Origin of the sequence: Pseudoduganella flava, assembly GCF_007830495.1 — a bacterium.
GTDB lineage: Bacteria > Pseudomonadota > Gammaproteobacteria > Burkholderiales > Burkholderiaceae_D > Rugamonas > Rugamonas flava.
This window is the reverse complement of record NZ_VLKW01000006.1, coordinates 342,198-356,986: the sequence shown is the minus strand read 5'-3', so window position 1 is coordinate 356,986 and position 14,789 is coordinate 342,198. Positions and strand designations below refer to the sequence as shown.

The window sequence follows — 14,789 nt, the reverse complement described above, 5'->3', positions numbered from 1 at the left end:
GGTCAGAGACAGTTGTTGGTGCCCGGCTGGTAGCCGAGCCGTTCGGCCTTGACGAGCGTGGCGGCGATGGGAACGTGCATGTCCGCGAACCTGGGCAGCAGCGTCGTCAGCGGGCGGTACGGCAGCGCCGTGCAGTCGCCGCCAGGAACGCAGATGCTGGCCCGCACAAAGGCGATGCAGGACGTGCCTTGCGGGTTCTGCGCGCAATTGACGATGTTCCGTTCCGGGCAGGCCGGCATCTGCGTGAGCGCCACCGGGTCGCCGGTCGCACTTTGCGCCAGGTACTCGATGCGCAGCTGGGCCGTGCCGATCTCCGGCGCCAGCGGCAGCGCGGTGCGGCCAAACAGCGCATTGCGCTTCAGCGCGTCCATCGCGGCAGCGTCGGAGAAATCCGTGATCGACGCCATCCGCGCCGCCGCACGCGTCACCTCCTGCACCGTGTTGAACAGGTACAGTGCACGCGCGACTTCCAGCGTGCCCAGGATCAGCGACAGCAGTATCAGCAGGACCATGGCCAGTTCGACGGTGACGACGCCGGCGTCGCGGCGGCGGCTCAGGGCGCGACGGTGAAGGGGATGGCACATAGCTCGGAGTACTTGAACGATAGCGGCAGGCTGCCGGACGCAGGCATGATCGTGGCCGTGTAGGCGTTGCGGAACACGGTGTCCGTGAAGGAAATGTTCGTGCTGACGGAGACCATGGTGGTGGCCACGCCGGTGCCGCAGTACATCTCTTCACACAGCACTCCGATGGAAGAGGCCCTCGGCTGGATATCGAGGCCAGCCGAGAGAGTCGCGTCACGCACCAGTCTTGCTCCCAGCGCCGGCATGGTCAGGTCGGCGTTCTCGGCCGTCAGCATCGGGCGCGGCAGCGTCGCCACGATCCGGGTCGTGTTGCCGATCGCCTTTTCCAGCGCGATCATGTGCATCGTCAGGCGGCCGAACAGCACCATGCCCGCCAGCAGCACCATGCCGAATACGAGTACCAGCACCATTTCGATCGCGGCGGTGCCCTGTTCGCGGCGGTCACGCCCGATCATTCGAGGAGCTCCGCTTCGTCGGCCAGCCTTGCTTCGGCGTCGCGCGCAAGCACGCCGGCGAATTCGCCGGGGAGCTCTCCGGCACTGGCCTTTGCCGTCAAGAAGAACCTGCCGTACGCCAGGATCGTGGCGTCGGCGTACAGCCCGGCTGGCACGGGGCACTGCAGCAGGGGCACGTAGAGCAGGCGGCGCAAGTTCTGTGCCTTGGCCATCTCGGTCGCCGGCTGGGTGTAGCTGCGGTATGGCGAGGTTGTCTGCGTATAGGTGGCCGCCGGGCTGGATGGGTACAGCGCGGCCCAGCTCGACATCAGCTTGCTCGATCCATCCGTATTCTTCGCCGGCCCGTACGCCCAGCGCGTACCGTACTCGGCCGGCAGATACGTCTGGCCGGTGGTCAGTTCGGCAATGGTCGCCAGCTTGCCGTTGACGACTTTCGACAATGCGGTGGCACGCGGCACCGTCGGGCCCTGCCAGCTCAACACATTGTTGCCGACGTAGTTCTTGATGTTCGTGTCGGCCGGACCGTTGAGCTTGTTACACGGATTCGCGCCTAGGTATTCCTCGAACCGCGAGTTGAGCTGGTTCCACAGGTTGAACGCGTCGGCCCGGCGTACGTGTACCCGGCCCCCCGGGATGCGGGGATATGCCAGCGTACCGGAACACATGAACGGGGCAACCGTCTCGTCCGTCAGCGCGTTCGGGTCGTTTGGCGCATCGCCGTTCACCAGCGGGTTGACGTAGAAGTACTCGCCCATCGCGGCGCCGGTCGTGTTCAGCATCAGCAGGTTGTAGGCGATGCCGGAGCGGAAGCCATAGCTGACCAGTTCGGCAGTGCTGCCCGAACCGCGCGTCGCCGTTTCCGGGCCCATCGCGCAGATCCCGAATGGCAGCACGCGCAGGCGCCGCCGGCCGGCGATCGAGCGCGGCCGAATATCCATCGGTGCCGTGACGCCAAGTACGCTCATCAGGGTTGGCTGCACCTGGCGCACGCGCGCGGCCAGCAGGCCGGTATCGACGCGGGCGTACACCATCGTGGCCGGCGCCGTCGCTGCCGCGGTGGCGCTCAGCCAGCCGGCCTCGCCGGCGTTCGCATCGTCGGAAAAGCGCAACGCGTCCGGCACCCACGCGGTATTGTTGACTCCCCATCTTGACTTCCACCGATCCACGGCCGAGTTGGCGGCGGCCGTCACCCCTGCCGCGGTACCGTCCAGGCGCGTCGCGGCCGACAGGGCAATCTGGTCGGCAACGATCTGCAACTGGGCCATGCGCGCGTAGGCCATGCCCAGGTCGAGCACAAGCCCGGCAAAGCCCAGGATCATCACGAGCGCCAGGGCGTACAGGATCATGACGGCCCCACCCTGGCGCGCGGGGCTGCCGGGTGCATGCGTAGTCATTTCCCGCCGCCGATCCCGATCGTGAACGAGCCCTGCACTGGCGCCGGATCGGTATAGGATTTCTGGTAGCGCTGTTGCGCCGCGGCCGCGCTCTGGCCATCCGTTCCCGTCACGGGACGGGGATCGGCCGCGGCGGCCGGGTTGATGACCTGCTGCGCGAACGCGGCCCGCGTCGCGTCGCCGAAGCGGGCGTCCCAGTGCGGCGTCGTGCGCTGGATCGGATTGCCGCAGCCGGCCAGCAGTCCCAGCAGCAGCAATGCGGACAGGGGGCGAATGGTCATGGCGGTCTCCTTACTTCAGCTGAAAACCGGACTGTCCGGCGGGCACGGGCGGCGCAACGGGGCGGTCCGCCGGCGCTTCCATCTTGCCGTTCATGAACAGGTCGGCGCGGCTGGCCGGCTGCAACGCATCGGTCGGCAGCGCATACCCGGGCGGCAGCGGCTTGACCAGGTGGGCCGTGACGACGAACAGCAGCTCGGTGCGGTCCTGCTGGAAATCGGTGCTGCGGAACAACGATCCCAGCACCGGCACCTCGCCCAGCACGGGCAGCGCCTTCAGGTTGCTGACCTGGTTGTTGCGGATCAGCCCGCCGATCGCGAAGCTCTGTCCGTCGTACAACTGCACCGTCGTCGTTGCCCGCCGCGTGGTGATCAAGGGCATGATCGCCGTCGCATTGACACCGGCCGCACTGATGCCGACGCCTTCGCGCGACAGTTCGGACACTTCCGGCGCCACCTTCAGGCTGATGCGCCCGCCCGCCATCACCGTGGGCGTGAAGCGCAGCCCGACGCCGAACTCCTTCTCTTCCAGCGTGATCTTGTTGTTGTCCTGGGCGACAGGAATGAAGATCTTGCCGCCGGCGAGGAAGCTGCCCTCCTGGCCGCTGATCGCCATCACGGTCGGCTCGGCCAGCAGGCGGACCAGCGCGTCGTCGCGCTGCGCGTCCAGATTGAGCTGGTTCTGCGCCGACTTGAACAGCGTGAGGCCGCTCTTCAGCGTACCGGTGAGGAAATTGGACAGCAGGGACGCCGTCCACTCGCCGCCGCGCAGTCGCACGGCCGTACCCGCTTCAAGCTTGTCGAGCAGTGTCTTCGACACCTCGGCGATCTTCACCTCGAGCATCACCTGCTGCGGCGCACTGACGCCCAGCATGTTGACGATGCGCGAACCGCCCTGCACCGCGGTCGCGGCCTTGTCGTCCTTGTCCGTCAGCGGCTTGACGGGCCGGCGCACGTGGGCTTGCGCCAGTTCCAGCACGCGTGCCAACGTTGCGCCATCCGTCACCGTGCCGCTCAGCACGACGGAGTCGGACGCGGCGGTCACGTGGATATCCTTCTCTTCCGGCAGCACGGCCGCCAGGGTGGCCTGCAGGGCGGACACGTCCATGCTGACGGTCACCTCGATGACGCTGCACTTGCCACTGCTGCCCTGCACGATCATGTTGGTGCTGCCGACGTCGACGCCGACCACGTACAGCGTCTCGGGCGCGACCAGCATCGATTGCAGCACGGCGGAGTCGCCAACGCTGCGGTTGACGACGGGCTCGGGCAGCCGCAACAGCCGGGATTTTCCCAGCTGCAGGGCGAGCTGCCCCGGCGCCGCCGCCTCGCCACGGCAGCGGGGGCCTTCGACGTGCGCCGGCGCGGCCTTGCGGGCCGGCGCCGGCGTGGCGGCGGGCTCGCTGGCTGCCGGGTCCGTGGCGGCGCCGGCGCGGGCGGCGAGCACGCCGGCGAGAGCGAAGGTGGCTAAGCGGATATGGCGCGGTAGCGGATTCATGGGCGTCCTCACGATGCCGTTACAGGCATTCCTGGCGGCTTTTCAGCCCGTCGATGGTGCCGACACAGTGGCGCGGCGCCCCTGCGGCCACTTGTTGCGGCGCGCGGCGTACCGGCTCCGCCGGCTTCTCCGATGCGGCAGTGGCCGTGCCCAGCAGGCTGCTCTTCGTCGCGCCGCTCGTCGTGCCCGGCGTCGGATCGACCTGGTTGCGCAGCACCAGCGACAGGCTGCCGACGCTGCGGGCAAGGTCCAGCTTTTCCGCCTGCGCCGGTGCGACCTCGAGCGTGACGGCGTTGACGACGCGCGGCTTGGTATCGTCGCGGCTGACTTCCTGGGCCACGGCCAGCACGAGAATGCGCTCCAGCACGATCTTCGAGATCGCCTGCTCGTGGCCATTGAGATTCGCGACCCCGTCGGACGTGCTGACGAGGATGTCGACGAAGTTGCCCGGCAGTGCGAAGCCGGCCACGCCGATCACGTCGTTGACCCGCACGGTGATCGCCCGCTTGCCTTCGCCGATCAGCGCCGACAGGCCGCCCAGCGTGCCCACGGGGGCCAGCTTCACTTCCGTCAGCGGCTCACCGCGCAGCACGCTGGTCTTCAGCACGCGGCCCGACAGTTTCAGCGGATCGCGCAGTGCGCCGGCCGGCACGCTGTCGGCCGGCCACTCGGACAGTTTCACCATCTCGGGCCCGAGGCGCTGACCCAGGCTGACGTCGCTGGCGGCGACGACGATGCGGGCGCTGGTAGTCGGGGTCTGGCCCAGCAGCCAGCGCGATGCCAGCGCGACGGCGGCAAGACCCAGCACGATGGCGAACGCCATCATCATGTAGGCGCGGCGGTTTTTCATCCTATCCTCTCGAACAGGCTTGCGTCGGCCGGCGCGGCCGACAGCGGTCCCTCGGTGGCGAACATGCTCGACCATGCCTGGTCGACGGTGGCCACCGACATGCCGGGCGATTGCCCGGCGAACGCGGCGAAATCGGCGATGCGCGACAGGATCTCGCGCGGGAAGCTGGCCAGCAGCGGCTGGCCACCGCCACGGTGCAGCTCGTCGATCAGGTAGGACAGCGCCACCTCGTCCGGCACGATGCCGAACGTCCGGCACTGCTGGCGGAACAGCGTGCGGTACGCCGCCTCGCCGATCGGCCCCACGTGCACCTTGTAGCCGAGCCGGCGCAGCGAAGACGGATCGAGCAGCGCCTGCGGCTCGAAGTTCGTCACGAAGATCATCGTCGCGTCGAACGGCACGGCGAACTTGTGGCCGCCCTGCAGGCTCAGGTGCTCGGCCCCCGTATCGAGCGGCTGGGTGAAGCGATTCAGCAGCTCGGCCGCGGGCACCCGGTGCCGGCCCAGGTCGTCCACGATGAACAGCCCGCCGGCCGCCTTCACGTGCGGCGGTGCGTGGTAGCTGCCGGAGAACGGGTCGTGGCGCAGGTCCAGCATGTCCAGCGTCAGCTCGGCGCCCATGTGCAGCACGGGCCGGCGGCACAGTGCCCAGCGGCTGTCGGTGCTGCGGCGCTCGCCGAGCGCACGGCCTTGCGGCGGCGCCATCGGGCTCTGGTGGATCGCACCGTCGAACAGCTGCACGATCTGCTGGCCGACGGCGATGGCGTACGGTACGCCGACCGTGCCCTGCAGCAGCCGCCCCAGGCGCCGCGCCAGCGTCGTCTTGCCGCTGCCGGATGGGCCGTGCAGCAACAGCGAGCGGTGCGCATGCAGTGCCGCGCCGGCCAGCTGGCGCACGCTGGCGGGCAGGCAGTCGTCGGCAAATTCGGCGGCCACGTCGGCGGCCGTCACGGCCGGCAGCAATGCCGACTGGCGTTGCACCATGGCGCGGTAGGCATCCAGCGGCACCGGCGCCGGCCCGGCGTAGGCACATCGTTCCAGCATTGCCACGGCGCGCTGGCGACCGGCGGATGTCAGCTGGTACTGCACGTCGATGTCCGCCTCGCCCCGCCAGGCCACCTCGGCCAGTTGCTCGGCCACCATGAAGTCCAGCACTTCGCGCAGCACATTGATCGACAGGCGCAGCCGGGTCGTCAGGACGGGCAGGTGCGTCTTGCCGGAACTGAACAGGCTTTTCGCCGCCAGTTCGACGAGCAGCGCCAGCTCCAGGCCCGTCTCGCGTACTGTTTTCGGCTGGGGCGGCAGCTGCGGCTGTGCCTCGTTCCGTTCACCCGTCAGATTCGTTTGAAGGTCCATCATTGCCTGATCCCCCTTATAGAGGAGCCGATGATAGCGATGCGTTTCCGTGTGGATATTGACGTCAAGCAAAAGAGGGCCAATGTGGCTGCAGCACCACGGCCGTCGTTCCCAGCGCAATCGCCACGCCATACGGAATGCCGCCGGCACTGGCTTCGCGCGGCAGCGGCACGGGTTCCAACGGGTAGCCGACGGCGCGGCCCAGCAGCGGCCACGCCATGACTTTCAGGTTACGCAGCAACATGCGCCAGCGGCCGCTGCACGCGACCATCAGCAGCGCGAGCACGCCACCGATCAGGCACGTCAGCACGGCGATCTCGACGGTGAGGGCAGGCCCGACAAAGGCGCCCGTCATCGCCATCAGCTTGACGTCGCCGGCCGCCATGCCACGCAGCATGTACAACGGCAGGAACAGGAAGAAACCGGTACCGAGCCCGCTGAGCCAGATCGACAGCCAGTCGTACCCGCGGCCCGTGAACACGTGCAGCAGCAACGCTATGAGCAAGCCGCAAAACACGAGAACGTTTGGAATGCGGCGCAGCGCCAGGTCAGTGATGGCGGCCTGGGCCATCAGCCACAACAGCATCGATTGAAGTGCCAGGTTCATCGCGCCACCCCAAAAAAGAAAAGCCCGCCGGGGTCGCCGGCGGGCAGCGCGCGGGCGTCAGCTGCCGACGGCAGTGGTGATCTTGGTGGAGATCGTCTCGAACGCCCCCTTGATGGCGGTGCCGACGCTGGTGAATGCAACGCTGATCACACCGGCAATCACCGCCGCGATCAGGCCATACTCGATCGCGGTGATACCCTCTTCATCCCGGGCGAACTCCCGGGCTGCAACAATTAACGTCTTCATGATTCCCTCCGTCACGAACAACCTGTTGATGGACTTCCCTCTGGCAACATACCGTGCGCCATTGCAGTCACTATACGATTTATGCTTTAGAGAAATATTGATGAGCGACAAGCTTTCCGTTGAGAACCGGGTCCGCACCGGCGTCGGGGGCGCCGGAGCCCATTTGTTGCATTCTGGCTAGCGCTACCGTGGAATGGCGGGAGGAAGGCGCTCTCCCCCGCGAACAAAGGGTAGAATCGTGGCGTTTTTCAAGAATTTTCGCTAAGGATAATTGCCAGTAATGCAAAAAGGATTTATGCTGATCAGCTGTCCTTGGGAAAGGCCTCGTGCTTTGCGTCACTGTGTGCCTTGATTTTCGGAAACACTCGCCGCAACTGAGAGTACGAGCATGGATTCCCTACTGAAACACATGGTGGACATGACCGGTCACCGCGATCACACGATGCTGGACATCTCCGTGATCTCGGCGGTCCAGGAACTGGCCGGCGCCAGCCGTGCCCGCGTCCTGACGCTGGCCAGCGTGCGCGGCCAGCTGTACGTACGTTCCCGTGCGGTGATCAGCGCCGGCAAACCGGCGCGGATGGAGGAGAATCCCGACCCGGCCAGTCCGGGCGAGCCGATCGGCAATTTCCCGGCACTGGCGGCATGCATCGCGCGCCACGAATCCTCGGCGGACCAGATGGACGCGGAAGGCCGGCACACGCTGTGGCTGCCGATCTGGCTGGGCGACAAGGCCGATACGTGCCTGGAGATCGTCAACCCGACGCCCTACACGGCGGACACGATCCATGTGATCGGCGGCATCGTCAGCGTCTACCGCAATTTCCAGAACCTGCTCGACTACAGCGAACGCGACTCGCTGACGGGCCTGCTCAACCGCAAGACCTTCGACGACCAGCTGGCGAAGATGCTGCAGGCCTCGTCGACCGAACAGGATTCGCTGACCTTGCCGCCGGGCGAGCCGGAACGGCGCCAGCACTCGGAAGAAGAAAAGCAATGGCTGGCCGTTGTCGACGTCGACCATTTCAAGCACGTCAACGACAAGTTCGGCCACCTGTATGGCGACGAAGTGCTGATCCTGATCGCCAACCTGCTGACGTCGTCGTTCCGCGCGCAGGACCGCGTATTCCGCTTCGGCGGCGAGGAATTCGTCGTGCTGCTGCGCTCGTCCACCCTGGCGAATGCGAAGAAGATCATCGACCGCTTCCGCATGAACGTCGAGCAGCACGATTTCCCGCAGGTGGGCAAGGTGACGGTCAGCGTCGGCTTCGTCGCGATCAGCGCCTATGAGCCGCCGGTGGTGGTGCTGGGGCGCGCCGACCAGGCGCTGTACTACGCGAAGAGCCACGGCCGCAACATGGCGTGCCATTACGACGAACTGGTCAGCGGCGGCCTGCTGCAGACCGTCGAATCGAACGACACCGCCGAGTTCTTCTGAGCGGCTTGGCTGCTACCCGAGCGTCAGGAAGCGCATCGGGTCCACGTTCCACTGCGCGGCATTCTCATGGCTGACGATCCGGTCGGCCCCGCCAAAGCCCAGGCCCCGCGCCAGGTCCACCGTTTCCGGCTTGATGTAGACATTGTTCTTCGCGCTGAAGAACACGTTCACTTTCGGCGCCAGCAGATTGCTCTCGTGCGGCTCGACGACGACGCCGAGGCGCCCCGACTCCAGCCGCACCAGCGTGCCCACCGGGTAGATGCCGACGCAGCGCATGAATTCCTGCACCAGTTGCGGGTTGAAGTGGAACTTGCTCCACTCATACAGCTTGCGCAGCGCGGCGGCCGGTGCGATGCCGCGGTGGTAGCAGCGGTCCGCCGTGATCGCGTCGTAGACGTCGACGATCGCCGCCATCTGCGCCAGCAGGCTGATGTCGTCGCTCGCCAGCTTATGCGGATAGCCGCTGCCGTCGCGCCGCTCATGGTGGTGCAGCGTGATCTCGAGCGCGATCTCGCTCACTTCGGGCGAGCGGCGCAGGATGTTGTAGCCGTCTTCCGGGTGGCGGCGGATGATCGCGAATTCCTCGTCCGTCAACCGGCCCGGCTTGTTCAGGATCGCATCCGGCACCAGCGCCTTGCCGGTATCGTGCAGCAGCCCGCCCAGGCCCGCTTCGCGCACCAGGTCCGCCTCCATGCCGCGCGACTGGCAGAACGCGACCAGCAGCGCGCACACGCTGACCGAATGCAGGAACGTGTAGTCGTCCTTCGTCTTGATGCGCAGCAGCCCCGTCAATGCGCCCGGATTACGAAGGATCGATTCGGTGACGTTCTGCACCATCGGCTGCACGTGGCCGATCTCGATCGCCCTGCCCAGGCGCGCGTCGGCCATCACGTTCTTCACGAGGTCCGATGCTTCGCGGCGGATCTTCGCGGCCCGTTCCAGCTCCTCGCCCAACGCCACCTTCGCGGGCCGCACCGGCTGCTCGGCGATCCGGCGCACTTCCTCCTCGAGCGCCGCGTCCGCCTCCTCGACGGTCGGCGCATCCACGTCGTCGCCCCTGGCCGTATCGATCACCACCGTGTGGATGCCGGCATCGAGGATCTTGCGCACTTCCGCATCGCTCGACAGTGCGAAGCGGCTGCGCATGAAAGGATGGTCCATCCAGTCGCAGGAAAGATCGTGGATGTACATGCCCGGCTTTAACTGCGATGATGCGATTTTCTTGAGCATGCGGGACAGCGATAAGGATGGTTACCATACCAGTATATCAAAAGGTTTCCAAAATGCACTATTACGTGTTGTAAATTATGGAACTGCGCCAGCTGCGGTATTTCGTTGCGATCGTCGACCACGGCTCCCTGTCGCGGGCGGCCGTCGTGCTGCACGTGGCCCAGCCCGCGCTGACGCAGCAACTGCGCCAGCTCGAGGAGGAGCTGGGAGCCCAGCTGCTGCATCGCAGCGCCCAGGGTGTGCACAGCACGGATGCCGGCAAGGTATTCTATGAACACGCGCAGGCGATCCTGAAGCAGGTGGCGGACGCCCGCTCGGCCGTCACCCAGTCGGCCCGCCCGTCCGGCACGGTCACGCTGGGCCTGCCGCACAGCATCTCGGCGGCGCTGGCGCTGCCGCTGCTGTCCGCCGCCCGTGAGCAGTACCCGGACATCACGTTGCAGCTGACCGAGGAGCTGACGGGGAATCTGGCCGAACAGCTCAAGTCCGGCCGCGTCAACCTCGCCGTGCTGTTCGACGACGGCCAACTGACACCGTTCGCGACGACGCCGCTGGCCGAGGAAGCGCTGCGCTTCATCTGCCGCGCCGATGCGCCATGGTTTGCCGGCCGCAAGGACGTCACGCTGGCCGAGGCGCTGTCCGCCACGTTGATCCTGCCCGGCCTGCAGCATGGCGTGCGCCCGCGCATCGAGGCGGTGGCGCGGGGGGCGGGACTGGTGACCTCGGGGGTCATCGAGATCAACTCGATCGCGATCCTGAAGTCCGCGATCATGGCCGACATGGGTGCGACGATCCTGCCGGTGGCGCCGGTGCTGCCGGAAATCGAGCGGGGCCAGATGCGCTCGCTGGACATCCACAGCCCGGCGATCTCGCGCACGGTGGTGCTGTGCGCGTCGCGCTCGCTGCCGCTGACGAATGCGGCGGCGGCGGTCAGCCGGCTGGCCAGCGACGTGGTGCGCCGGCTCTGCGACCAAGGCACATGGCCGGGTGCCACACTGCTGTAGCCTCTCGGCGGCCATCAGTTTTTCTTATACCCCCATCCCCAAACGCTATTTCCGTATACGTCAACCGGGGCGTAGACTTGGCAGCCGAAGGACCGCAAACAGCGGTCACGGGCCCGACACCAGCCGGCGGCAGACCGGTACGGGCACGACAGTGGCCTGGGCCGGATCGCTTCTACCCGACGTGCGATGGCGCAGGCGCAACCGAAATAAGCATTTTGGAGACAAGCCATGCCCGACACCTCGGCAATGGGTGCCGCCGCGCCCCTACCCGGCGCCCCGGACCCCGCGCAGCCAGTCCGTCTGAACGACGTCAGCCTGGACGACAAGTACACCGCCACTTCCGGCAAGATCTTCCTCTCCGGTATCCAAGCCCTCGTCCGCCTCCCGCTGATGCAGAAAAAGCGCGACGAAGCTGCCGGCCTGAACACCGCGGGCTTCATTTCCGGCTACCGCGGCTCGCCCCTCGGCGGCCTCGATGAAACGCTGTGGAAGACGCGGAAGCACCTGGAAGCGAGCCACGTCCAGTTCGTGCCGGGCGTGAACGAGGACCTTGCCGCGACGGCCGTGTGGGGCTCGCAGCAGGTGGACTTGATCGGCCCGGCCAAGTACGACGGCGTGTTCGCGATGTGGTACGGCAAGGGCCCCGGCGTCGACCGCTGCGGCGACGTCTTCAAGCACATGAACCATGCCGGCACGGCGAAACACGGCGGCATCCTGCTGGTGGCCGGTGACGACCACGGCGCCTATTCGTCGACCTTGCCGCACCAGTCCGACCACATCTTCTCGGCCTGCATGATCCCCGTGCTGTACCCGTGCAATGTGCAGGAATACCTGGACCTGGGTGTGCATGGCTGGGCGATGTCGCGCTTCTCCGGTTGCGCCGTCGCGTTCAAGGCACTGGCCGACACCGTGGAATCGTCGGCCTCCGTCGATGCCGATCCATTCCGCGTGCAGGTGAAGATTCCGCAGGACTTCCACATGCCGGAGGGCGGCCTGAATGCGCGGCTGTCGTCGATCCCGCTGGGCCAGCAGGCGCGCAACCAGGAAGCGCTGATGCAGGACTACAAGATCTATGCGGCGCTCGCGTACGCGCGGGAGAACAAGCTCAATCACACGACGATCGACAACCCCGATGCGAAGCTGGGCATCATCGCCTCCGGCAAGTCGTATCTGGACGTGCTCGAAGCGCTCGAAGAGCTGGGCATCGACGAGGAGATGGCCGCCAAGGTCGGCCTGCGCCTGTTCAAGGTATCGATGCCGTGGCCACTGGAGCCGGACTCGGTGCGCGAATTCGCCCAGGGCCTCGACGAGATCCTGGTGGTCGAAGAGAAGCGCCAGTTCGTCGAGTACCAGTTGAAGGAACAGCTGTACAACTGGCGCGACGACGTGCGCCCCCGCGTGATCGGCAAGTTCGACGACAAGGGCGAGTGGGTCGCGCCCCGCGGCGAATGGCTGCTGCCGCCGAAGGCCGACTTCTCGGTGTCGCAGGTGGCGCGCGTGATCGCCTCGCGCGTGAAGCGCTATGTGACGGACACGCATATCCAGGATCAGATCAAGGCGCGCCTGACGTTCCTCGACGCGAAGGACGCCGTGCTGAAGAAGGCGATCAGCACGCCGTTCCGCCCCGCGTTCTATTGCTCCGGCTGCCCGCACAACACGTCGACGAAAGTCCCGGACGGCAGCTTCGCGCTGGCCGGCATCGGCTGCCACGTGATGGCCACGTCGATCTACCCGGAGATGAACAAGCTGACGACGCACATGGGCGGCGAAGGCGCGCCATGGATCGGCCAGGCCGCGTTCTCGAAAGTGCCGCACGTGTTCCAGAACCTGGGAGACGGCACCTACTTCCACTCCGGCTACCTGGCGATCCGCGCCGCCGTCGCGGCCAAGGTCAACATCACCTACAAGATCCTGTACAACGACGCCGTCGCGATGACGGGCGGCCAGCCGGTGGACGGCACCGTGTCCGTGCCGATGATCGCGCAGCAGATGGCGGCCGAAGGCGTCCAGCGCATCGCGCTGGTGACGGAAGACCTGTCGCGCTATGAAGACCGTTCGAACCTGCCGGCCTTCGTGACGCTGCACGATCGCAAGGAGATGGACGCCGTGCAGCGCGAGCTGCGCGAGATCCCGGGCTGCACGGTGCTGATCTACGACCAGACCTGCGCGGCCGAGAAGCGCCGCCGCAGGAAAAAGAACGAGTACCCGGACCCGAACAAGCGCATGGTCATCAACGATGCCGTGTGCGAGGGCTGCGGCGACTGCGGCATCCAGTCGAACTGCGTGTCGATCCTGCCGAAGGAAACGGAGTTCGGCCGCAAGCGCACCATCGACCAGTCCAGCTGCAACAAGGATTACTCGTGCGCGAAGGGCTTCTGCCCCAGCTTCGTCACTGTCGAAGGCGGCACGCTGAAGAAGTCCAAGGCCGGCAAGGGCAATACGGACGACTGGGGCACGCTGCCCCTGCCGAAGCTGCCCGACTGCGAGCAGCCGTACAACATCCTGATCAACGGCATCGGCGGCACGGGCGTGATCACCGTCGGCGCGTTGATGGGCATGGCCGCGCACCTGGAAGGCAAAGGCGCATCGGTGCTGGACATGACGGGCATGTCGCAGAAGAACGGCTCGGTGACGTCGCACGTGAAGATCGCGAAGTCGCCGGCCCACCTGCGCGCGCAACGCATCGCCACCGGCGAGGCGGACCTCGTGCTGGGCTGCGACATGCTGACGGCCGGCGCCGCCGACGCGGTCTCGAAGATGCGCCCCGGCCGCACGCTGGCCGTCGTCAACCTGCACGAGCAGCCGCCTGGCACGTTCGCGCAGAACGCCGACTGGGAATACCCGGCCGGCGACGTGCGCGCGCTGATCGAGGAGTCGGTCGGTGGGCCGGACGCCGCGGACTTCATCGATGCGACGAAGCTGGCCACCGCGCTGATGGGCGACTCGATCGCCGCCAACCTGTTCATGCTGGGCTATGCGTGGCAGCGCGGCCGCATTCCGCTGTCGGAAGCGGCGCTGCTGCGGGCGATCGAGATGAACGGCGTGGCGGTCGAATCGAACAAGAAGAGCTTCCTGTGGGGCCGCCGCGCCGCGGTGGACGTGAAGCGCGTCGAGCAGATCGCCACGCCCGCACAACCGGTCGTGCTGCAAATGCCGCAGAGCCTGGACTCCGTGATCAAGAAGCGCGTCAAGTTCCTGACGGGCTACCAGGATGCCGCCTACGCTTCGCAATACCAGCAATTCGTCGAGCAGGTACGGGCGCGCGAAAGTGCGCTGGGCCTGTCCAACAAGCTGTCGCTGGCGGTGGCGAAATCGCTGGCGAAGCTGATGGCGTACAAGGACGAATACGAAGTGGCGCGCCTGTACACGGACGGCCGCTTCGTCGAGCAGCTGAAGACGCAGTTCGAAGGCGACTTCACGCTGAAGTTCAACCTGGCGCCGCCGATCTTCGCGAAGAAGGATGCACAGGGCCACCTCGTCAAGGCGCAATACGGCTCGTGGATGTGGAAGGCGTTCAAGGTGCTGGCCAAGCTGAAAGGCTTGCGCGGCGGCCCGCTCGACGTGTTCGGCCGCACCGCCGAGCGCAAGATGGAGCGCGCGCTGATCGCCGAATACCGCCAGACGATCGCCGACGTGCTGGCCCGCCTGACGCCTGATAACTACGACACCGCGGTGCTGATCGCCGCCCTGCCGGAAAAAATCCGCGGCTTCGGCCACGTGAAGGAAAAAGCCGTCGTGGCTTACCACGCCGAGCAGGCGCGGCTGCTGTCCGTCTTCGGCGGCTCGCACCAGCACGCAGCCTAGCAGTTCGGGGTCAGACCCGCCGGGTCTGACCCCAGCATTTGCCTCT

At 66.5% G+C, this 14,789-nt stretch carries 13 protein-coding genes; 3 read left to right on the top strand and 10 right to left on the bottom strand.

Annotated features, from left to right (window positions below; translation table 11 throughout):
• Positions 1-2: 2 nt before the first annotated feature.
• From IP92_RS17570 to IP92_RS17530, 9 genes are all read right to left on the bottom strand, one after another.
• Entirely contained in the window at positions 3-584 is a 582-nt protein-coding gene (locus IP92_RS17570; RefSeq protein ID WP_145877326.1) for a TadE/TadG family type IV pilus assembly protein, read from the bottom strand.
• Complete coding sequence (locus tag IP92_RS17565; protein WP_145877324.1) at positions 554-1,039, bottom strand: TadE/TadG family type IV pilus assembly protein; 486 nt, start codon at positions 1,037-1,039, stop codon at positions 554-556. The genes IP92_RS17570 and IP92_RS17565 overlap by 31 nt, the downstream gene beginning before the upstream one ends.
• Entirely contained in the window at positions 1,036-2,433 is a 1,398-nt protein-coding gene (locus IP92_RS17560; protein ID WP_145877322.1) for a pilus assembly protein TadG-related protein, read from the bottom strand. Before IP92_RS17560 ends, IP92_RS17565 begins: the two co-directional genes overlap by 4 nt.
• Positions 2,430-2,714 carry a hypothetical protein gene (locus IP92_RS17555; protein WP_145877320.1) on the bottom strand — a complete coding sequence of 95 codons (285 nt, stop codon included), beginning with the start codon at positions 2,712-2,714 and terminating at the stop codon, positions 2,430-2,432. Before IP92_RS17555 ends, IP92_RS17560 begins: the two co-directional genes overlap by 4 nt.
• A 10-nt stretch (positions 2,715-2,724) precedes the next feature.
• The gene (locus IP92_RS17550; protein WP_145877318.1) at positions 2,725-4,209 is read right to left on the bottom strand and encodes a type II and III secretion system protein family protein; all 1,485 of its coding nucleotides are present in this window, start codon (positions 4,207-4,209) and stop codon (positions 2,725-2,727) included.
• A 19-nt stretch (positions 4,210-4,228) separates the two neighbouring features.
• A complete protein-coding gene (gene cpaB, locus IP92_RS17545; protein ID WP_145877315.1) occupies positions 4,229-5,059 on the bottom strand; it encodes a Flp pilus assembly protein CpaB in 831 nt (276 codons plus the stop codon).
• Complete coding sequence (locus tag IP92_RS17540; protein WP_145877314.1) at positions 5,056-6,417, bottom strand: ATP-binding protein; 1,362 nt, start codon at positions 6,415-6,417, stop codon at positions 5,056-5,058. The genes cpaB and IP92_RS17540 overlap by 4 nt, the downstream gene beginning before the upstream one ends.
• Before the next feature lie 61 nt (positions 6,418-6,478).
• On the bottom strand, positions 6,479-7,021 hold the full coding sequence (locus IP92_RS17535; protein ID WP_145877312.1) for an A24 family peptidase: 543 nt from the start codon (positions 7,019-7,021) through the stop codon (positions 6,479-6,481).
• Positions 7,022-7,078: 57 nt separating this feature from the next.
• Complete coding sequence (locus tag IP92_RS17530) at positions 7,079-7,267, bottom strand: Flp family type IVb pilin (protein ID WP_145877310.1); 189 nt, start codon at positions 7,265-7,267, stop codon at positions 7,079-7,081.
• A gap of 388 nt (positions 7,268-7,655) precedes the next feature.
• On the opposite strand from IP92_RS17530, the gene IP92_RS17525 reads away from it, so the two are divergent.
• Positions 7,656-8,705: a GGDEF domain-containing protein gene (locus IP92_RS17525; RefSeq protein ID WP_145877308.1), complete on the top strand. Its 1,050-nt coding sequence runs from the start codon at positions 7,656-7,658 to the stop codon at positions 8,703-8,705.
• Positions 8,706-8,717: 12 nt separating this feature from the next.
• Here IP92_RS17525 and IP92_RS17520 read toward each other — a convergent pair whose 3' ends face one another.
• Positions 8,718-9,935 carry an HD-GYP domain-containing protein gene (locus IP92_RS17520; protein ID WP_145877305.1) on the bottom strand — a complete coding sequence of 406 codons (1,218 nt, stop codon included), beginning with the start codon at positions 9,933-9,935 and terminating at the stop codon, positions 8,718-8,720.
• A gap of 77 nt (positions 9,936-10,012) precedes the next feature.
• Here IP92_RS17520 and IP92_RS17515 point away from each other — a divergent pair, with 77 nt between their 5' ends.
• Both IP92_RS17515 and IP92_RS17510 read left to right on the top strand, forming a co-directional pair.
• Positions 10,013-10,939, top strand: a complete 927-nt coding sequence (locus IP92_RS17515; protein ID WP_145877304.1) for a LysR substrate-binding domain-containing protein — start codon at positions 10,013-10,015, stop codon at positions 10,937-10,939.
• 228 nt (positions 10,940-11,167) lie between these two features.
• Complete coding sequence (locus IP92_RS17510) at positions 11,168-14,743, top strand: indolepyruvate ferredoxin oxidoreductase family protein (protein ID WP_145877302.1); 3,576 nt, start codon at positions 11,168-11,170, stop codon at positions 14,741-14,743.
• The last annotated feature ends 46 nt before the right edge of the window (positions 14,744-14,789 follow it).